Source organism: Bacillus sp. BS98 (genome assembly GCF_008432245.1).
Taxonomy (GTDB): Bacteria; Bacillota; Bacilli; order Bacillales; family Bacillaceae_G; genus Bacillus_A; species Bacillus_A toyonensis.
The window spans coordinates 3,647,334-3,668,490 of the sequence record NZ_CP043830.1; the positions used below are offsets into that span (position 1 = coordinate 3,647,334).

Here is a 21,157-nt window from a genome sequence, read left to right on the forward strand (position 1 = left end):
ATTATTTCCCCCTTACGACTGTTCCGATATTTTCGCCTAAAACGGCACGTTTAATATTACCTTTTTCCATAACTGAGAATACAATTAATGGAATATCATTATCCATACATAGAGAAGAAGCTGTAGAATCCATTACACCTAAACCTTCTTTTAATACATCTAAGTAAGTAAGCGTTTCGTACTTCGTAGCAGTTGGATCAATAGATGGATCTGCACTATATACGCCATCCACATTATTTTTCGCCATTAAAATAACGTCCGCTTCGATTTCCGCTGCACGTAATGCTGCTGTCGTATCTGTAGAGAAGTATGGGTTACCAGTACCTGCGGCAAAGATAACAACACGTTTTTTCTCTAAGTGACGAATTGCTTTACGACGAATGTAAGGCTCTGCCACTTGACGCATCTCAATTGAAGTTTGAACGCGAGTTTGAATTCCAATATTCTCTAAACTATCTTGAAGAGCTAGTGAATTCATAACTGTCGCTAACATGCCCATGTAATCTGCTCCTGCACGATCCATGCCCATTTCGCTTCCAATTTTCCCACGCCAAATGTTACCGCCACCAACAACAACAGCAACCTCTACATCAAGTTCTGCAATTTCTTTCACTTGTTCCGCAACTGACTTGATAACAGCTGGGTTAATTCCAAATCCTTGCTCGCCAGCTAAAGCTTCTCCGCTCAGCTTTAAAACGACACGATTATATTTCGGTTTACTCATAATGAACCTCCAATTGCTTACATCTTTATTTTAAAAAAGGGAACACAATGTGTTCCCTAATCTGTATTAGTTGTTACCTTTTACTTGGTTCATTACTTCTTCAGCAAAGTTGTCTTCGCGTTTTTCGATACCTTCACCAACAGCGTAGCGAACGAATCCTTTTAATGTTCCGCCTTTAGACTCAACGAATTGACGAACTTTCATATCAGGGTTTTTAACGAATGCTTGGTCAAGTAAGCAAATTTCTTCGAAGAATTTGCCAAGACGGCCTTCTACCATTTTTGCAACGATTTTTTCAGGCTTGCCTTCGTTTAAAGCTTGTTGTGTTAATACTTGACGCTCATGCTCAACTTCTTCAGCTGTTACAGCATCACGGTCAATGTATTTAGGGTTAACTGCTGCAATGTGCATTGCTACATCTTTAGCAGCTGCTTCGTCAGTAGAACCTTCAAGAACTGTTAATACACCAATACGTCCACCCATGTGTAGGTAAGCGCCGAATGCATCAGCATCCGTTTTTGATACGATTTCGAAACGACGAAGTGTAAGTTTTTCACCAATTTTAGCAATTGCTTCATTGATGTGCTCTTCTACTGTTTTACCGCCTTCAATTGTTTGAGCCATAGCTTCTTCAACGTTAGCTGGTTTGTTAGCTAATAAGTGAGCAGCTAATTCTTTAATTAAAGCTTGGAAACCTTCGTTTTTCGCAACAAAATCAGTTTCAGAGTTTAATTCTAAGATTAAACCGTCGTTACCGTTTGTTTCGATGAAAGTTAAACCTTCAGCAGCGATGCGGTCAGCTTTTTTAGCAGCTTTCGCAATACCTTTTTCACGTAAGAAGTCAATTGCTTTCTCCATGTCGCCGTTTGTTTCAGTTAAAGCCTTTTTGCAGTCCATCATACCTGCGCCTGTTTTTTCACGAAGTTCTTTTACCATTTGTGCAGTGATTGCCATGTTTTTCATCCTCCTAAAATATGTATTTATACCTTTTAAAAAGGTTTTTATACCTTAAAAAAGGTGATAAAAGGCCGAACCCCTTATCACCTTTCCAAATTTGTTACGCAGTAACAGTTTCTTCACCTTGTTTTGCTTCAAGGATCGCGTCTGCCATTTTAGATGTAAGAAGTTTTACAGCACGAATTGCATCATCGTTTGCTGGGATAACGTGATCGATTTCGTCTGGATCACAGTTTGTATCAACGATACCGATGATTGGAATGTGTAATTTGCGTGCTTCAGCAACTGCAATACGCTCTTTACGAGGGTCTACTACGAATAATGCACTTGGAAGACCTTTCATATCTTTAATACCGCCTAAGAATTTCTCAAGACGCTCTAACTCTTTTTTAAGTTGAACAACTTCTTTCTTAGGAAGTACTTCGAAAGTACCATCTTCTTGCATTCTTTCGATGTCTTTAAGGCGCTTGATACGCTTTTGGATTGTTTGGAAGTTTGTTAAAGTTCCACCTAACCAACGTTGGTTAACGAAGTACATACCAGCACGAGTTGCTTCTTCTTTAATAGCTTCTTGTGCTTGTTTTTTAGTACCTACGAATAAAATGTCTCCGCCTTCAGCAGCGATGTCGCGCATCGTTCTGTAAGCTTCCTCAACTTTTTTCACAGTTTTTTGTAAGTCGATGATGTAGATACCGTTACGCTCTGTGAAAATGTAACGCTTCATTTTTGGGTTCCAACGACGTGTTTGATGTCCGAAATGAACACCAGCTTCAAGCAATTGCTTCATAGAAATTACTGACATAATATAGTTCCTCCTAAATGGTTTTTGATATCCTCCGTTTACTTCATCTCTAAGCGAAACTACAACCGTAGCACCAACACTTAAATCAGTAAACGTGTGTACTTTGTACTGACACCACTGCTTACTATATCATACTGAAATATTACAATCAAGTCGAAAATGCGAACAATGTAAAACTTTCTTTATTCACACTCGAATTCTAGTATTACCAACCTGTATTTCTTTTAAGCGAAAAAATAAAATTCAATTCATAGTTTTCCAAAGAACACGATTATGGCGCTTTTCACAAACAACATCAATCTCTTATATACAAAAAACTCTCCTCATTTGAGGAGAGTTTTTATAAATTAGTTTGTTTTTAATTTAGCAAGTTCATGTAAAAATTTGTCGTTTAATACTTTAATGTATGTTCCTTTCATACCTAAAGAACGAGACTCGATTACACCAGCACTTTCTAATTTACGTAGTGCATTTACAATCACAGAACGAGTGATTCCTACACGATCAGCAATTTTACTTGCAACAAGTAGACCTTCTGTTCCGTTTAACTCTTCGAAAATGTGCTCAATTGCTTCTAACTCACTGTAAGATAATGAGCTAATCGCCATTTGAACAACAGCTTTACTACGTGCTTCCTCTTCGATTTCTTCTGCTTTTTCACGTAAGATTTCCATACCTACTACAGTTGAACTGTATTCAGCAAGGATTAAATCATCATCTAAGAACTCTTGACCAAGACGAGCTAACACTAATGTACCTAGACGCTCACCGCCACCAACGATTGGTACGATTGTAGTTAAACCTTGACCGAATAATTCTCTATTTTCTACTGGGAATGCTGTGTAAGCACTGTTTACATCTAAGTTTGAAGATGTTTCCGTTACATTGAATAAGCTTTGCGTATATTCTTCTGGGAATTGACGCTCTGCAAGCATTTGTTTCATACGCTCGTTCTCGATTTGTTGGTGAATTGCATAACCTAGTAATTTACCACGACGACTTACTACGAATACGTTCGCTTCGATTACTTCACACATTGTATCAGACATTTCTCTAAAGTTTACAGGCTTTCCTGCTGCGCTCTGTAATAACGCATTTAATTTTCTTGTTTTTGCTAATAATTCCATTTCAAAAGTTCCTCCTACATGTTACTCACATATTTTTTCATCACTTGGAAACTAGGGCGAGTCACCTGATGACACTATTACAAAATAAACTGGCTCACATCTTTATTTTTAGCAATTGTTGCTAATTTCTCCTCAACGTATTGAGGTGTTATCGTTATTTTCTCTAACGTAATTTCAGATGCTTCAAACGATAAATCTTCAAGGAGCTTCTCCATAATCGTATGGAGTCTTCTGGCTCCAATATTATCTGTATCCTGATTAACTTGATAAGCAATCTCAGCAATCTTACGAATAGCTTCGTCTGAAAATTCAATTTCTATACCTTCAGTCGCTAATAATGCCATATACTGTTTAATTAACGCATTGTCAGGCTCGATTAATATTTTAACAAAATCATCTGTCGATAATTTTGTTAATTCTACTCGAATCGGAAATCTCCCTTGCAATTCCGGAATTAAATCCGACGGTTTAGACATATGAAACGCTCCAGCTGCAACGAATAAAATATAATCCGTTTTTACTGATCCGTATTTTGTCGCAACATTCGATCCTTCTACAATTGGTAAAATGTCACGTTGCACACCTTCACGTGATACATCTACGCTATTCGACTGCTTACCAGCAATTTTGTCAATTTCATCGATAAAAATAATCCCGAGCTGTTCAGCACGATAAACAGCCTCTTGTGTAACTTCATCCATATCAATTAAGCGCTGTGCTTCCTCATTTGTCAAGAGTTTTCTTGCTTCTTTTACAGAAAGTTTACGTTTTTTCGTTTTTTTCGGCATAAAACTTCCTAATGCATCTTGGAAATTCATTCCCATTTGTTCCATACCAGTTCCTTGTAACATATCAAACATTGAAGACTGTTGCTCAGTCACTTCAATCGATACAATTTCATCTTCAAGAAGTCCTGCAGCAAGCTTTCTTTCCACGTCTTGACGTTTCTTTTCGATTTCAACATCTTCTTGCTCATCGGATGTTTGATTCGAATTTTGAGCACCGCCAAAAAGCATTTCTAATGGATTTTTAAATCCAGATTGCTTCTCCGGACTTGGCACTAAAATTTCAACAAGACGTTGGTTCGCTTGCTCTTCTGCTTTATCTTGAACTTTAACTACCATTTCTTCTTTCACGATGCGTACTGACGTTTCTACAAGGTCACGTACCATCGACTCTACATCTCTACCTACATATCCAACTTCTGTGAATTTAGTAGCTTCAACCTTAATAAAAGGTGCTCCAACGAGTTTCGCCATTCGTCGTGCTACCTCTGTTTTACCAACACCTGTCGGTCCAATCATTAAAATATTTTTAGGTGCAATTTCATCACGTAAATTTTCAGCTAGTTTACTGCGACGATATCGATTTCTTAAAGCTACAGCAACCGCTTTCTTTGCATCTTTTTGACCGATGATGTATTGATCTAATTTTTCCACAATTTGGCGCGGAGTAAAATGTAAATGCATATAAAATGCCTCCCTTACGATTCTACAATTCTTCAACAATTATGTTGTGGTTCGTATAAACACAAATATCGCCTGCAATTTCTAGACTCGCTTTCGCAATCTGCTTCGCAGTTAAATGTTCACTTGCATATTGTTTTAAAGCACGACCTGCAGAAAGTGCATAATTTCCACCAGATCCAATTGCTAAAATACCATCATCCGGTTCAATTACTTCTCCTGTGCCCGAAACAAGGAGCATAGTTGTTTTATCCATGACAATGAGCATCGCTTCTAACTGACGCAGCATTTTATCCCCACGCCATTGTTTCGCCATTTCAACTGCAGCACGCTGCAAGTTCCCGTTATACTCTTCTAATTTCCCTTCAAACATTTCAAAAAGAGTAAATGCGTCCGCAACTGAACCTGCAAAACCAGCTAAAACTTTCCCTTGGAAAAGTCTACGAACTTTACGAGCTGTATGTTTCATTACAACAGCATTCCCCATCGTTACCTGGCCATCTCCAGCCATTGCACATTCTCCATTATGATGAACTGCAAATATCGTTGTAGCGTGGAAATTTCCCATAGAAAAAACTCCTTTATATGTTTTTATAGCTTTAAAAGCAATTTATGCCCGCGGGTGATGCTTCATGTAAACAGAACGCAATCTTTCTTTAGAGACATGCGTATAAATTTGTGTCGTCGACAAATTTTCATGACCTAACAGCTCCTGTACAGTACGTAAATCTGCCCCTTCATCTAACATGTGTGTAGCAAATGTATGCCTTAACATATGGGGACTTATCCGCATTGTCAATGAAGCCTTCTTAATGAGTTCGTTTAATACATAGCGCACACCACGACTTGTTAGCGGCGTACCTTTCGCATTTAAAAATACCATATGAGATTGTTCTTCAGTCTTGTTAGCTAACTGTTTTCTCCCGTTCTCCATATAAGTAATTAAAGCATCTTGTGCATAACTTCCGAACGGAATATACCTTTGTTTTTTTCCTTTTCCCATCACTAAAATTGTTCCCACTGCAAAGTCAATATCGGTAAGTTGTAGGTTGACACATTCACTCACACGGATCCCCGTCGCATACATCAACTCTAATAAAGCTTGATTCCTTTGACCTAGCGGCGTTTCCGTATCAGAAACTTCAAATAATTCCTCTAATTCTTCAGCATATAAAAACTTTGGGATTGACAATTCTTTTTTGGGGAGTGACGCAAGTGCAAACGGGTTATCTTTCCGATAACCTTCACGCATTAAAAAACGATATAAACTTCGTAAGCTTGACACTTTTCTTGCGACGGATTTACGGGCTAACTTTTCATCGTGCAACGTCGTTAAGTACAAACGAACATCCGCGTATGTAACATCTAAAAAAGAGGATATGCCTTCTCGCTCCATAAATTGCACAAAATGTTCTAAATCATTTTGATAACTTGCAATTGTATATTTTGAATAATTTCTTTCAATTTGTAAATATCCAACGAATAATTGTAACAATTTCTTCACATTCACATAACTCACCTCAATAAAGGCTACTAAATCGTATCACAACTTAGTAGCCTTTGCAAGAAATTTAACTAAATATTTACAAAATTTTGAATTGTTTCTAAAGCACGTGTAGCATACGCTTCATTTCGTTCTGCCTTCTTTTTGATCTTCTTCTCTAACGGTGCAAATAGACCGAAGTTTGCATTCATAGGCTGGAAGTTTTTCGCATTTGTCGCAGTAATATAATTTGCCATACTTCCCATTGCAGTTACAGGTGGTAATACAACTGGCTCTTCGCCTTTTACAAGTCGGGCAGCGTTAATACCTGCTAATAACCCTGATGCCGCCGATTCAACATATCCCTCTACTCCAGTCATTTGACCAGCAAAGAATAAATCATCACGTTGTTTATATTGATACGTCGGACGAAGTAAATTAGGCGAATTAATAAACGTATTACGATGCATTACACCGTAGCGTACAATTTCTGCGTTCTCCAGTCCTGGAATTAACTGTAACACTTCTTTTTGTGGTCCCCACTTTAAATGCGTTTGGAAACCTACGATATTGTATAACGTTCCCGCTGCATCATCTTGACGTAACTGAACAACAGCATATGGCGTTTTCCCTGTTTTCGGATCTTCTAATCCAACAGGTTTCATTGGTCCAAATACTAGCGTCTGTCTTCCTCTGCTTGCCATAACTTCCACTGGCATACAACCTTCAAAGAAAATTTCCTTTTCAAATTCTTTTAAAGGTACTGTCTCAGCAGCAATTAAAGCCTCATAAAAACGATCAAATTCTTCTTCTGTCATAGGACAGTTTAAATATGCCGCTTCTCCTTTATCATAACGAGACTTTAAATATACTTTGTTCATATCAATGCTGTCTTTTTCAACGATTGGTGCTGCTGCATCGTAGAAATAGAAATAATCTTCACCTGTTAGTTCTTTTAATTGTGCAGCAAGATCAGGAGATGTAAGTGGACCTGTTGCAATAATTGTTGGTCCTTCTGGAATTTCAGTAAGCTCTTCATTCACTACAGTTACATTCGGATGATTCTTTACGTATTCAGTCACTTTAGCTGCAAACTCATGACGGTCAACTGCTAAAGCTCCTCCAGCTGGCACAGAGCACTCATCAGCTGCACGAATAATGACAGAATCCATTAAACGCATTTCTTCTTTAATAACTCCAACGGCATTTGTTAATGTGTTTGCACGTAATGAGTTACTGCACACTAATTCAGCAAACTTATCTGTGTGATGAGCTGGCGTTTGCCTTACTGGTCTCATTTCATATAATTTTACTTGGACACCACGTTTTGCAATTTGGTAAGCTGCTTCACTTCCTGCAAGACCTGCGCCAATGACGTTTACTACTTGTGTTGTCATATATATCACCTTTCCTTTTCTTCCCGAAAAAAATGTGAGCAGTTACGCTCACATTTGTTGTTCTTCTTCATAATCACACGAAATACATTGTACTTGCACGCCTTTTTTCAACTTCTTCTCTACAAGCATCCCTTCACACTTCGGACATTTACGGCCAATCGGCTTATCCCAAGATACAAAGTCGCATTCTGGATACGTACCGCATCCGTAGAAAAGACGTTTCTTTTTGTTACTACGACGTTCAATAATTTGTCCTTCTTCACACTTCGGACAAATTACACCGATTTCTTTCACAATCGGTTTTGTATTACGACAATCAGGGAAATTCGAGCAAGCCATAAACTTCCCATATTTACCCATTTTAAAGACCATTGGATGACCACATAATTCACAGTCTTCCCCAGCTGGTTCATCTTTAATTTCCACTTCACGCATTTCTTTTTCCGCTTTTTCTAAGCGCGGTTCAAATCCTACGTAGAAATCATCAACAATTTTCACCCAATTCGCATTTCCTTCTTCCACTTCATCAAGGCTTTGCTCCATGTTAGCTGTGAATTCAATGTTAATAATTTCTGGGAAAAACTCTAAAATAAGTTCGATTACTATTCCACCCAATTCAGTTGGAACGAAACGTTTATTATCTAAAGCAACATAACCGCGTTTTTGAATTGTTTCAAGTGTCGGCACATAAGTGGATGGTCTTCCAATCCCAAGTTCTTCAAGTGTTCTTACTAAACGAGCCTCTGTATAACGTGGCGGTGGTTGGGTATAGTGTTGTTTCGGCTCTATATCTTTTGAAAATACCGTTTCTCCCACTTCTAACGGTGGCAACATCTTATCCTTTTCTTCCGCACCATCATCTTTTGACTCAACATACACTTTTATAAACCCCGGGAACTTTACAACCGAGCCACTTGCACGGAACTGAACATTGTTATTAATGAGTTTCGCTGTAACAGTATCCATTATAGCAGACGCCATTTGACTTGCAACAAATCGCTCCCAAATCAATTTATACAACCGAAGTTGGTCACGACCTAAGAAACTTTTTAGTTCCTCTGGCTTTCTCATTACCGAAGTAGGACGAATTGCCTCATGCGCATCTTGTGCATTTGATTTTTTCGTTTCTTTCTTCTTCTCTGTTCCTATGTATTCCGCACCATACGCCTCAGTAATGTAAGTACGAGCCTCTGTTTGAGCTGTTTCTGAGATACGCGTTGAGTCAGTTCTCATATACGTTATAAGACCCACAGTCCCTTGTTTCCCAAGATCTATCCCTTCATACAGTTGCTGTGCAAGCATCATTGTTTTCTTTGCTCGCATATTTAACTTACGTGCTGCTTCTTGTTGCAAGGAAGATGTTGTAAACGGTAAAGCGGGATTACGTTTTCGCTCTTTTCTCGTTACATTTTCAACTGAAAACGCATTATCTTTCATCTGTTCAATTATTTCATTCACTTGCGTTTCATTCGTTAATTGAACCTTTTCACCATCTACACCGTAAAAGCTTGCTTCAAATGTATCTTTCCCTTTTACAAACTCTGTTTTAATTGTCCAGAATTCTTCAGGCTCAAAGTTTTGAATCTCCCTTTCACGTTCGATAATTAAACGAACTGCTACAGATTGTACACGACCTGCACTTAATCCTTTTTTTACTTTCTTCCATAATAAAGGACTAATATTGTAACCAACTAGACGATCAAGTATACGTCTTGCTTGTTGTGCATCTACTAAATCCATATTAATTGCACGAGGATGTTTAAATGATTCTTTTATTGCATCTTTTGTAATTTCATTGAAGACAACTCGACAATCTGATTCAACATCCACATTTAACGTATTCGCTAAATGCCAAGCAATTGCTTCTCCTTCACGGTCTGGATCGGCCGCGAGATAGACTTTCTTTGCTTTTTTTGCCGCTGATTTTAAATCTTTTAAAACGGGACCTTTACCACGAATGGTAATATACTTCGGGGTGAAGTTGTTCTTTACTTCTATCCCCATTTGGCTTTTAGGTAAATCGCGAACATGTCCCATGGACGCAACGACTTTGTATTTTTTCCCTAAATATTTCTCAATGGTCTTCGCCTTAGAAGGCGACTCCACGATTACGAGGTAATCTGACATGCTAGTGCCTCCTTAAGAGGTGGATTCAAGTCTTCATTAATCTTATTGATTTCTCTTGTTTTTGTCAATCAAGAATGAATATACCATACAGTGCCAATCTACCATTTGTCAATAATTGTTTAATAAAAACATAAAAATATAAGGTTAATTTATTATTTCTTCAAAGATATCCTCTGCATTTCGTACTAGTTTTGCACCTTGTTGAATAAGCTGATTCGTTCCCGATGCACTATCAATAAATATTGGTCCAGGAAGCGCAAATACCTCTCTATTTTGCTCTAATGCAAGGTCTGCCGTAATAAGTGACCCACTTCTTGATTTTGCTTCTACAACTAAAACCCCTTTACTTATCCCGCTAATAATTCGATTTCTTTTTGGAAAATACCATTTTTTCGGTGCATAGTGCGGAGGATACTCTGTTAATAGCAATATATATTCCTCCCACTTTTCATATAAACGTCTATTCTCTTTCGGATACATATAAGATAATCCGTGTCCCAATATCGCAATAGTCGGACGATGTTTCTTTACTGTAACTTCATGAGATATTGTATCTATCCCTTTTGCAAATCCGCTCACAATAAGCCATTCTCTTTCTAATAAAGGATGTAAAATAAACTCCATACTCTCACGACTGTATAACGACGGTTCTCTCGTTCCAACAACCGCTAATTTATTTACTTTATTTAGAAAATTCTTCTCTCCTTTTCCATATAAAACAAAAGGAGGGTCTTGTATTTCACGTAATAATTGCGGGTAATTTTCATCCCATATAGTCACATAAAAGATTTGATTTCTCTCTAAATAAGATATATATTGCAAAAGGTTTGAATTTTGGAGGAAATGTACTAGTTCTGCAGATTTTTTCGGGGATATTCCAGTGTAGTTTTCCATTTGTTTTTGGTTAAAATTGTATATTACCTTCAATTCTGGATCGACATATAGCAGCCTCTCCATCGCCTTCCAATGATCCGCTAACACGTAATGAAGATGTAATAATCGCTCTCTTTTCATCCTAATTCTCCTTACCCATAATTTTTATTATGTAAACAGAAAAATTGTAAAAAGACACCCTCAAATAAGAAGGTGCCTTTCAAAAAGATTAATAGTTTTTACAAGTTTCAAATAATCCCTTTTCTTTTAAAACAGAGATTAACGTTTCACCCATAACAGCTGGTGTTTCAGCCACTTTAATACCACAAGCTTCCATTGTTTTAATCTTTTCAGCAGCAGTTCCTTTGCCGCCAGAAATGATTGCCCCCGCATGACCCATACGTTTGCCTTCAGGCGCTGTTTGGCCACCAATGAAGCCTACAACTGGTTTTGTCATATTAGCTTTTACCCATTCAGCTGCTTCTTCTTCTGCCGTACCTCCGATTTCACCAATCATAATTACAGCATGTGTTTCTTCATCTTCATTAAATGCTTTTAACGCATCAATAAAGTCTGTACCGTTAACAGGGTCCCCACCGATACCTACAGCAGTAGATTGGCCAATACCTTCTTGTGTTAACTGGTGTACAGCTTCATATGTTAATGTACCAGAACGAGATACGATACCTACATGACCTTTTTTGTGAATGTATCCTGGCATAATACCGATTTTACATTCATCAGGTGTAATGACACCTGGGCAGTTTGGTCCAAGTAAACGTGTATGTTTACCAGCCATATATCTCTTTACGTTAACCATATCTAATACAGGAATTCCTTCAGTAATACATACTACTAAATCAATCTTCGCATCAACTGCTTCCATAATTGCATCAGCAGCAAAAGCGGGTGGAACGTATACAACTGAAGCGTTTGCGCCTGTTGCTTTCACAGCATCTTCTACTGTATCAAATACTGGTACACCTTCAATATCAGTGCCGCCTTTACCAGGTGTTACACCACCGACAATTTTCGTACCGTATTCAATCATTTGTTTTGTATGGAATAATCCTTGAGAACCAGTAATACCTTGAACAATAACTTTTGTATCTTTATTAACTAATACGCTCATTTTTCTCCCCCGCTTTCTATTAGCCCACTAGTGAAACAATTTTCTGTGCACCGTCTGCCATAGATTCTGCTGCAACAATATTTAAGCCAGACTCATTTAAAATTTTCTTACCTAATTCTACGTTTGTACCTTCAAGACGTACAACTAAAGGTAATTCAAGACCTACTTGCTTCGTTGCTTCAATAACACCTTCTGCGATAACATCACACTTCATAATGCCACCAAAAATGTTAACGAAGATACCTTTTACATTTTTGTCAGAAAGGATAATTTTGAATGCTTCTGTTACTTTTTCAGCCGTTGCACCGCCACCAACATCTAAGAAGTTAGCTGGGTCACCATGGTAATGTTTAATGATATCCATTGTAGCCATCGCTAAACCTGCACCATTTACCATACAACCGATATTTCCATCTAAAGGAATGTAGTTTAAGTCATATTTAGATGCTTCAACTTCTTTTGAATCTTCTTCATCAAGATCACGAAGCTCTAAAATGTCTTTATGACGATATAATGCATTAGAATCAAAGTTTAATTTTGCATCTAACGCCATTACTTTACCGTCACCTGTTGTAACAAGTGGATTAATTTCAGCGATAGAGCAATCTTTTTCAATAAACGCACGATATAAGCCCATCATAAACTTCACAGCTTGTCCTACAAGCTCTTTTGGAATATTGATGTTAAATGCGATTCGACGCGCTTGGAAACCTTGTAAACCTACTGCTGGATCAATATATTCTTTAAAGATTTTTTCAGGTGTTTTTTCTGCTACTTCTTCAATTTCTGTTCCACCTTCTTCAGATGCCATTAAAACAACTTGAGAAGTTGCACGATCTAACACTAGACCTACATAATATTCTTTCTTAATATCGCAACCTTCTTCGATAAGTAAGCGTTTTACTTCCTTACCTTCAGGACCTGTTTGATGCGTTACAAGTGTAGTCCCTAAAATGCTTTCTGCATATGTACGAACTTCTTCTAAATTTTTCGCAACTTTTACACCGCCAGCTTTGCCGCGTCCACCAGCGTGAATTTGCGCTTTAACTACACATACATCCGTTCCTAATTCTTTCGCTGCTTCTACAGCTTCTTCTACTGTAAATGCAACTTTCCCGTTCGGAACGCTAACCCCATAGCTTTTAAGGACTGCCTTACCTTGGTACTCATGGATATTCATGGTCCCATCCTCCCCTGTTTTCCTGTTTTACTCGAAAAGTTTTTTAATGTTTAAAAAACATTACATTGCCATTGTATAAGATGATTGGCACGCTGTCTACAATAAAGTGTCAGAAAACTGAAATCGCTTTATTCTTTTTCGAAAATAATAATGTTCATATACCAAAATAAAAAAATAAGCTGTATATTCACAGCTTATTTTTGAATCATATCTTTAATTGGCGCAAATGATTTCCGGTGTTCCTCTAATACTCCATGCGCTTCAATCGCTTCTAAATGCTGTTTCGTTCCATACCCCATATGTTGTCCAAATCCATATGCAGGATACTTTTCCCCAAGCTCTTTCATCATACGATCTCTCGTCACCTTCGCAATAATAGATGCAGCTGAAATAGAAACACTTTTCGCATCACCTTTAATAATGGATGTTTGTGGAATTGATGTAGGAAGCTTCATCGCATCAATTAATAAATATTGTGGTGTACAAGATAAATTCGCAACAGCATCTAACATCGCTTGTTTCGTCGCTTGATAAATATTTATCTCATCTATGACTTGCGGTGATACAATTCCAACTCCAATCGCAATTGCTTGTGCTTTTATTTCATCATAAAAACGCTCTCGCTTCGCTTCACTCAGCTTTTTTGAGTCATCTAACCCTGGAATATAAAAATCATCTGGAAGAACGACAGCTGCCGTCACAACGGGCCCAGCTAATGGTCCACGCCCTACTTCATCAATGCCAGCAATATATGTGATTCCTTTTTCACGTAACGCATTTTCATACTTAGACATTTCTAGAAATTTTTCTTTTTCCTTTTGTGCTAACTCTTTTTGTTTGTACCATTTCAAAATAAGTCTTTGAATGCCCTTTCGTTCATCTTTCATTAACATTTGAAAGCGATCATCTTCTTCACTCATAATTTCTTGCAGTAAATTCTCCGCTTCTTGTATTGTCATTTTTTGCATATAAGTACACTCCTTTATAAACGTATACAAAAAGAAAAGACGTACAAACGCACGTCTTATACTTCTTCTATTTTCTCTACCTCTTCTACTTGCTCCACAAACTCTTCTGGTGTTTCAAACGTCATTTTACCAAGTTTTCCACCGCGAAGTTCACGAAGTACCAGTTCAGATGTTTTATCATAATCAATCATTCCGCCGCCCATTAAACAGCCTCTGTATTTTCCAATTGCATCAAATAACTCTACAATATCTTCTGGAATTTCATCTAAATTATATCGCTCTTTTAAACGTTCTGGATAGTGTTTCTCCATAAAACGTAATGCATAAACAGCTACATCTTGTAAATTTAAAATTGAATCTTTAATTGCACCCGTTGTCGCTAAACGAAGACCCACTAATTGATCTTCAAATTTAGGCCACAAAATACCTGGTGTATCTAACAGTTCCATTTCTTTCCCAACTTTAATCCATTGTTGAGCTGTTGTCACACCTGGACGATCTCCTGTTTTAGCAATGTTTTTCTTCGCCAATTTATTAATTAACGTAGATTTACCAACATTCGGTATACCGACAATTAAAGCACGAATTGCTCTCGGTCTAATCCCTTTCGCAACCATCTTATCAAACTTCTCTTTAACAAGCACTTTACAAGCCGCAGTAATTTCCTTCATACCTTGTCCAGCTTGCGCATTAATTGAAATTGCCATATGCCCTTTTTCTTTAAAATATGCAATCCATTCTTTCGTTAGACGATCATCTGCCATATCCGCTTTATTTAAAACAACAAGCCTTGGCTTATGTGTAATAATCTCATCAATCATCGGGTTTCGAGATGATAATGGTAATCGAGCATCTACAAGTTCAATTACAACATCAATTAATTTTAATTTTTCTGTTACTTGGCGTCTAGCCTTAGCCATATGCCCTGGAAACCATTGAATTACCATGTTGCCACCTTCTTTTTCATTTATTTCACAATACGTGCATCTTTTAACGGCCAATATAGCATATTGGCTTTACCAAGTACTTGATCCATTGAAATCGTACCAATCGAACGGCTATCTTTACTAAAACGACGATTATCCCCTAAAACAAATAATTGATCTTTTGGAACAGTTTTCTTTCCCGTCATTTCTTCAAGAGTAAAATCATATGTAAGTGGTCCATCAGCAAGCTGTTTTTTCTGCTTATCTAAATACGGCTCCTCATAAACCTTTCCGTTAACATATAGTTTGTCATTCCGATACTCTATTTCATCGCCTGGCAGGCCAATAATACGCTTAATATAATCTTTATCTTCCGTTGCGCGGAATACGATAATATCGAAGCGTTTTGGGTCTCCTATGTGATAACCAATTTTATTTACAATCATTCGATCTCGATCATGTAAAGTTGGCGCCATTGATACCCCATCTACGAGAATTGGTGCAAAGAAAAACTGTCTAATAACACCAGCTAATACAACAGCAATCAAAATTGCTTTGATCCATTCCCAAAGTGAACTCGTCTCTTTTTTCATGTATTTCCCCTCCACGGTTATGTAAGCTGCTCGTATTATACCAAAATTTTATATAGATTGGAAAAAGGGAGCTTGCGCATTTACAAGCTCCCATACATGTCTTATCGAATTTCTTTAATACGTGCTTTTTTACCGCGAAGGTTACGTAAGTAGTATAACTTAGCACGACGTACTTTACCACGGCGAAGTACTTCGATGTTCGCGATTCTTGGCGTGTGAACTGGGAATGTACGCTCAACACCTACACCGTAAGAAATCTTACGAACTGTGAATGTTTCACTGATTCCGCCACCACGACGTTTGATTACAACACCTTCGAAAAGCTGAATTCTTTCACGAGTTCCCTCAACTACTTTTACGTGTACACGTAAAGTGTCTCCAGGACGGAATGAAGGAAGGTCAGTTTTTAATTGGCCTTTTGTAATTTCTGCGATTAATTGTTGCATATTAAATTCTCTCCTTTAAACAGATGCTCTTATAAAGTCTTATTAAATTACAGCGGAACATCGTTAATACGGCTACTGATTTCAGTAGCACAAATGTTATAATAGCATATTGCTAGGACTGTTGCAATAGAAAATATATGAAGCCCTTATTGTTCTTCTTTAATCTGTTCCAACCATTTCTTTTCTTGCTTAGATAATTCTCTTTCTTCCAATAAATCCGGTCTACGTGTGTACGTACGACGCAAAGATTCTTTATGGCGCCATTCATCAATATTTTTATGATTTCCTGACATTAAAACATCTGGTACCTTCATACCACGAAAATCAGCAGGACGTGTATAATGTGGATGTTCCAATAACCCTGTACTAAACGAATCTTCCACTTGTGAAGCATGATTTCCTAGTACTCCTGGCAGGAGACGTACTACACTATCAGTAATAACCATAGAGGCTAATTCTCCACCTGTTAATACGTAGTCACCAATAGAAATCTCATCAGTTACGAGATGCTCACGAATCCGTTCATCATACCCTTCATAATGCCCACATACAAAGATTAAATGTTCTTCCTCTGCAAGCTCTTCCGCTTTCTTCTGAGTAAATCTTTCCCCTTGCGGACACATTAAGACAACTCTCGGCTTACGCTCTGTTTCTTTCGTTAAATCTTCCACCGCATCAAAAATAGGCTGAGGAGTAAGCACCATACCAGCACCTCCGCCGTAAGGGTAATCGTCTACACTATTATGCTTACTCGTTGTATAATCACGAAAGTTAACAACACGAAGGCTTACCGCTTCTTTTTCTTGCGCCTTCTTTAAGATGGAAGACCCAAATACACCGGTAAACATGTCTGGAAACAACGTTAAAATATCAATTTTCATTATAGTAGCCCTTCCATTACATGAATGGTTACTAATTTATTTTCAATATTAACTTGAAGTACAACATCATCAATGTAAGGAATTAAAAGATCTTGGCCCTTTGGACGTTTAATTACCCAAACATCATTTGCACCAGGAGATAGAATCTCTTTAATCGTTCCTAACGCTTCTCCTTCTTCCGTTACAACACTACAACCAATAATTTCATGGTAGTAGTATTCACCTTCAGCAAGTTCGCCTAACTGCTCTTCTGGTACTTTTATTAAAGAACCTTTAAACTTTTCTGCTTCATCTACATTGTTGTATCCTTCAAATGTTAATAAATCAAATGTCTTATGTTGACGATGAGAAGTTACCTTCACCGGAAGGAAGTCTGTACTTTTCTCATTCGATATGTATAGAGTGTTTCCTACTTTATATCGCTCTTCCGGAAAATCAGTACGAGAAATAACACGAATTTCTCCTCTTACGCCATGAGTATTTACAATTTTCCCTACATTAAACCATTTTGTCATAAATAGTATGTCACCCCTGGTTTCTATATAAATTAAGCATCTCCATTTCACATATGGAACATGCAACTTCTCTTTAAATGTTAAAAAAGGGAGAGGATATAACTCCTCGCCCTTTTTACGTTTATTGAATTTCCAGTGTTACTTTTTCATCATTATGATGTCCCACTGAATACAAGAGCATTCGAATCGCTTTCGCAACTCTCCCTTGCTTACCAATGACTTTTCCAACATCCTCAGGATGTACAGTTAATCGATACTTTATCTCTCCGTTGTAAAGTTCCTGTGTAACTTTTACATCTTCAGGATGATCGACAAGAGGCTTGACAATCGTCTCGACTAACTTCTTCATAGTCATTGCCTCAATTACTTACCTTGTTTAGATAAGTGGAATTTCTCCATGATACCTTGGTTAGAGAATAAGTTACGAACTGTATCAGATGGTTTAGCACCGTTTCCTAACCATTTTAATGCTGCTTCTTCGTTGATCTTAACTTCAGCTGGTTGAGCAACCGGATTATAAGTACCGATTTCCTCAATGAAACGTCCGTCACGAGGAGAACGAGAATCTGCAACAACTACACGATAGAAAGGAGTTTTTTTAGCTCCCATACGTTTTAAACGAATTTTAACTGCCATTTTATAAAGCACCTCCGAATTTATTTCACACAGATAATTATATTAGCAAAAAGACTATTGCTTTGTAAAGTATTTTTTCTTAACAGAGCCATCTTTTTTTCTTACATGAATGGAAACTTCATTCCACCTAGTCCTTTTTTCTTACCTTTTTGCATTCCAGTCATCGTTTTCATCATTTTCTTCATATCATCGAATTGCTTGATTAGACGATTGATTTCTTGTACGGTTGTACCGCTACCTTTGGCAATGCGTTTTTTTCGACTAGCGTTAATTATTTCCGGTTGTTCACGTTCTAATTTAGTCATAGAACGAATAATTGCCTCAATATGCCCAATTTGCTTTTCATCAACTTGCGCATTTTTCAGCCCTTTAATTTTATTTGCACCAGGAAGCATCCCTAACAATTCGTCAAGTGGTCCAAGTTGACGCACTTGTCCAAGTTGTTCTAGGAAATCGTCAAGTGTAAACGAAAGCGTACGCATTTTTTGCTCAAGTTCTTTTGCTTTCTCTTCATCAACTGTAGCTTGCGCTTTTTCAATTAATGTTAAGACGTCGCCCATCCCTAAAATGCGGGATGCCATACGTTCTGGATGGAACGCTTCAATCGCATCTAGTTTTTCACCCATACCAGCAAATTTAATTGGTGTATTTGTTACAGCCTTAATAGATAATGCCGCACCACCGCGCGTATCACCATCTAGTTTCGTTAATACAACACCCGTTAACCCTAACTGATCATGGAAACTTTGTGCAACATTTACCGCGTCTTGTCCTGTCATCGCATCGACAACAAGGAAAATTTCATCCGGATTCGCAACTTCTTTCACTTTCGCTAATTCATCCATTAGTTCTTCATCAATATGCAGGCGACCTGCTGTATCGATTAAAACATAATCGTGATGATCTTCTTTTGCCTTTGCAATCGCTTGTTTCGCAATTTCAACAGGACTTACTTGATCTCCTAAAGAGAAAACAGGCATGTCCAATTGCTTCCCTAATGTTTCAAGCTGTTTAATCGCTGCTGGACGGTAAATATCCGCTGCAACAAGCATCGGTTTACGATTATGCTTTTTACGAAGCAAATTCGCAAGCTTACCTGTTGTCGTCGTTTTACCCGCACCTTGCAGACCAACCATCATTATAACAGTCGGTGGCTTATTAGCAACAGCAATTTTGCTTTGCTCTCCGCCCATAAGTTCTGTAAGTTCTTCCTGTACAACTTTAATTACTTGTTGTCCAGGTGTCAAACTTTTCATTACATCTTGTCCGACAGCACGCTCAGACACACGCTTTACAAAATCTTTTACTACTTTAAAGTTAACATCCGCTTCTAAAAGAGCTAGACGAACTTCTCTCATCATTTCTTTCACATCGGCTTCAGAAACTTTTCCTTTGCCGCGGATTTTTTGCATTGTCTGTTGAAGTCGGTCGGCTAATCCTTCAAATGCCATATTGCCGCCCTCCTAATCTAATTTTTCGATAGCTTCAACAACTTGTTTCATTTCTTCATTCACATGCTCTTCTTCGCTGATTAGCTGTTTTAGCTTTGCAACAAGTCGCTGTCGCTCTTGAAACTTTTGAAGTAATACTAATTTATCTTCATATTCTTCAAGCATCGCTTCAGTCCGTTTAATGTTATCATACACGGCTTGGCGACTTACATCAAATTCTTCCGCAATTTCACCAAGAGATAAATCATCTAGATAATAAAGCGACATATAACTTCTTTGTTTTTGCGTTAACAACGATTGATAAAAATCAAATAAATAGTTCATTCTCGTTGTTTTCTCGAGCATGTTGGATCATCCTTTGTTAAGTGATTTCCCTTTACATCAATTAGTTTACATGGAGTATAAAAGAGTGTCAAGTTTTTTTCTTAACATCACTTATTTTTTATAGAAAAAGAAGCGGTAATACCGCTTCTTTCATTTATACTTCTTCTGTTTCCACTAAATTTGCAAATAAACCATACACATATTGTTCTGGATCAAACTGCTGCAGATCATCCATTTGCTCTCCTAAGCCAACAAATTTCACCGGTACATCCATTTCGTTACGAATTGCTAATACGATACCACCTTTAGCAGTTCCATCTAACTTCGTTAAAACAATACCAGTAACATTCGTTGCTTCACGGAATGTTTTCGCTTGACTTAAACCGTTTTGACCTGTTGTTGCATCAATAACTAGTAACACTTCATGAGGAGCTCCTGGTACTTCACGCTCAATTACACGCTTCACTTTCTCTAACTCTTTCATTAAGTTCACCTTATTTTGCAAACGTCCTGCTGTATCACATAGTAATACATCTACTTTACGCGCTTTTGCAGCTTGTACAGCGTCATACATTACCGCTGCAGGGTCAGAACCAGACCCTTGTTTAATGACTTCTACACCAACGCGATCGCCCCATACTTCTAATTGTTCAATCGCGCCAGCACGGAACGTATCTCCTGCTGCCAATAGGACTGACTTACCTTCTGATTTAAATCTATGTGCCAGTTTACCAATTGTCGTCGTTTTCCCTACACCGTTAACACCTACAAATAAAACAACTGTTAATTGATCTTCTTGCATATTGATTTCATTACTAAAGTCGCTGTCACCTTTATAAATGCCAACTAACTTTTCCGAAATAACAGCTTGTACTTCTTTTGGGTCCTGAATATTTCGGCGCTGCACTTCTTCTTTCAACTGATCAATTAATTCCATTACAGTCGAAACCCCTACGTCTGCGCCGATTAAAATCTCTTCTAACTCTTCAAAGAAATCTTCATCCACTTTACGGTAACGATAGACTAAATCATTTACTTTATCCGCAAATGAATTTCTCGTTTTTTCCAATCCGTGTTTAAATTTCTCTGTTACTGTATCCGTTTGTTTTGAAATTTTTTCTTTAAGTTTTTTTAAAAAGCTCATGCTTC

Annotated in this window: 23 protein-coding genes; all 23 read right to left on the reverse strand. The window is 37.7% G+C overall.

The window, feature by feature from the left end; translation table 11 throughout:
• Position 1: 1 nt before the first annotated feature.
• Positions 2-724 carry a UMP kinase gene (pyrH, locus tag F0362_RS18755; RefSeq protein WP_000042662.1) on the reverse strand — a complete coding sequence of 241 codons (723 nt, stop codon included), beginning with the start codon at positions 722-724 and terminating at the stop codon, positions 2-4.
• A 66-nt stretch (positions 725-790) separates the two neighbouring features.
• Positions 791-1,678, reverse strand: a complete 888-nt coding sequence (gene tsf / locus F0362_RS18760; RefSeq protein ID WP_001018579.1) for a translation elongation factor Ts — start codon at positions 1,676-1,678, stop codon at positions 791-793.
• 103 nt (positions 1,679-1,781) lie between these two features.
• The gene (rpsB, locus tag F0362_RS18765; protein WP_000111485.1) at positions 1,782-2,483 is read right to left on the reverse strand and encodes a 30S ribosomal protein S2; all 702 of its coding nucleotides are present in this window, start codon (positions 2,481-2,483) and stop codon (positions 1,782-1,784) included.
• A 347-nt stretch (positions 2,484-2,830) separates the two neighbouring features.
• Positions 2,831-3,610, reverse strand: coding sequence for a GTP-sensing pleiotropic transcriptional regulator CodY (codY, locus tag F0362_RS18770; RefSeq protein ID WP_000421291.1), 780 nt, complete (start codon positions 3,608-3,610; stop codon positions 2,831-2,833).
• Positions 3,611-3,687: 77 nt separating this feature from the next.
• Positions 3,688-5,079: an ATP-dependent protease ATPase subunit HslU gene (gene hslU, locus F0362_RS18775; RefSeq protein ID WP_000550076.1), complete on the reverse strand. Its 1,392-nt coding sequence runs from the start codon at positions 5,077-5,079 to the stop codon at positions 3,688-3,690.
• Between the two features lie 22 nt (positions 5,080-5,101).
• Positions 5,102-5,644, reverse strand: coding sequence for an ATP-dependent protease proteolytic subunit HslV (gene hslV / locus F0362_RS18780; RefSeq protein ID WP_000526274.1), 543 nt, complete (start codon positions 5,642-5,644; stop codon positions 5,102-5,104).
• A gap of 42 nt (positions 5,645-5,686) precedes the next feature.
• Positions 5,687-6,586, reverse strand: coding sequence for a tyrosine recombinase XerC (xerC, locus tag F0362_RS18785; RefSeq protein ID WP_001101240.1), 900 nt, complete (start codon positions 6,584-6,586; stop codon positions 5,687-5,689).
• 65 nt (positions 6,587-6,651) lie between these two features.
• Entirely contained in the window at positions 6,652-7,956 is a 1,305-nt protein-coding gene (gene trmFO, locus F0362_RS18790; RefSeq protein ID WP_000212000.1) for an FADH(2)-oxidizing methylenetetrahydrofolate--tRNA-(uracil(54)-C(5))-methyltransferase TrmFO, read from the reverse strand.
• Positions 7,957-8,004: 48 nt separating this feature from the next.
• Positions 8,005-10,083 (reverse strand): type I DNA topoisomerase, encoded by a 2,079-nt coding sequence (gene topA / locus F0362_RS18795; protein ID WP_149889920.1) that lies wholly within the window; start codon positions 10,081-10,083, stop codon positions 8,005-8,007.
• A gap of 144 nt (positions 10,084-10,227) precedes the next feature.
• On the reverse strand, positions 10,228-11,097 hold the full coding sequence (gene dprA / locus F0362_RS18800) for a DNA-processing protein DprA (RefSeq protein WP_000818053.1): 870 nt from the start codon (positions 11,095-11,097) through the stop codon (positions 10,228-10,230).
• An 88-nt stretch (positions 11,098-11,185) separates the two neighbouring features.
• A complete protein-coding gene (gene sucD, locus F0362_RS18805) occupies positions 11,186-12,088 on the reverse strand; it encodes a succinate--CoA ligase subunit alpha (RefSeq protein WP_000115185.1) in 903 nt (300 codons plus the stop codon).
• A 19-nt stretch (positions 12,089-12,107) separates the two neighbouring features.
• The gene (sucC, locus tag F0362_RS18810) at positions 12,108-13,268 is read right to left on the reverse strand and encodes an ADP-forming succinate--CoA ligase subunit beta (protein WP_001020779.1); all 1,161 of its coding nucleotides are present in this window, start codon (positions 13,266-13,268) and stop codon (positions 12,108-12,110) included.
• 194 nt (positions 13,269-13,462) lie between these two features.
• On the reverse strand, positions 13,463-14,236 hold the full coding sequence (locus F0362_RS18815; protein WP_149889921.1) for a ribonuclease HII: 774 nt from the start codon (positions 14,234-14,236) through the stop codon (positions 13,463-13,465).
• Positions 14,237-14,292: 56 nt separating this feature from the next.
• Positions 14,293-15,183, reverse strand: coding sequence for a ribosome biogenesis GTPase YlqF (gene ylqF, locus F0362_RS18820; protein ID WP_000236689.1), 891 nt, complete (start codon positions 15,181-15,183; stop codon positions 14,293-14,295).
• Positions 15,184-15,203: 20 nt separating this feature from the next.
• Entirely contained in the window at positions 15,204-15,755 is a 552-nt protein-coding gene (gene lepB / locus F0362_RS18825; RefSeq protein ID WP_000712442.1) for a signal peptidase I, read from the reverse strand.
• Between the two features lie 101 nt (positions 15,756-15,856).
• The gene (rplS, locus tag F0362_RS18830) at positions 15,857-16,201 is read right to left on the reverse strand and encodes a 50S ribosomal protein L19 (protein WP_001186517.1); all 345 of its coding nucleotides are present in this window, start codon (positions 16,199-16,201) and stop codon (positions 15,857-15,859) included.
• Positions 16,202-16,347: 146 nt separating this feature from the next.
• The gene (trmD, locus tag F0362_RS18835; protein ID WP_000686907.1) at positions 16,348-17,082 is read right to left on the reverse strand and encodes a tRNA (guanosine(37)-N1)-methyltransferase TrmD; all 735 of its coding nucleotides are present in this window, start codon (positions 17,080-17,082) and stop codon (positions 16,348-16,350) included.
• Complete coding sequence (gene rimM, locus F0362_RS18840; RefSeq protein WP_000170280.1) at positions 17,082-17,597, reverse strand: ribosome maturation factor RimM; 516 nt, start codon at positions 17,595-17,597, stop codon at positions 17,082-17,084. The genes trmD and rimM overlap by 1 nt, the downstream gene beginning before the upstream one ends.
• A 121-nt stretch (positions 17,598-17,718) precedes the next feature.
• Entirely contained in the window at positions 17,719-17,946 is a 228-nt protein-coding gene (locus tag F0362_RS18845; RefSeq protein WP_000737399.1) for a KH domain-containing protein, read from the reverse strand.
• 14 nt (positions 17,947-17,960) lie between these two features.
• Positions 17,961-18,233, reverse strand: a complete 273-nt coding sequence (gene rpsP, locus F0362_RS18850) for a 30S ribosomal protein S16 (RefSeq protein ID WP_000268750.1) — start codon at positions 18,231-18,233, stop codon at positions 17,961-17,963.
• 101 nt (positions 18,234-18,334) lie between these two features.
• Positions 18,335-19,684, reverse strand: a complete 1,350-nt coding sequence (gene ffh / locus F0362_RS18855) for a signal recognition particle protein (RefSeq protein ID WP_000863463.1) — start codon at positions 19,682-19,684, stop codon at positions 18,335-18,337.
• A gap of 12 nt (positions 19,685-19,696) precedes the next feature.
• Positions 19,697-20,029 (reverse strand): putative DNA-binding protein, encoded by a 333-nt coding sequence (locus F0362_RS18860; protein WP_000891061.1) that lies wholly within the window; start codon positions 20,027-20,029, stop codon positions 19,697-19,699.
• A 133-nt stretch (positions 20,030-20,162) separates the two neighbouring features.
• Entirely contained in the window at positions 20,163-21,152 is a 990-nt protein-coding gene (gene ftsY, locus F0362_RS18865) for a signal recognition particle-docking protein FtsY (RefSeq protein ID WP_000008927.1), read from the reverse strand.
• Positions 21,153-21,157 lie beyond the last annotated feature (5 nt).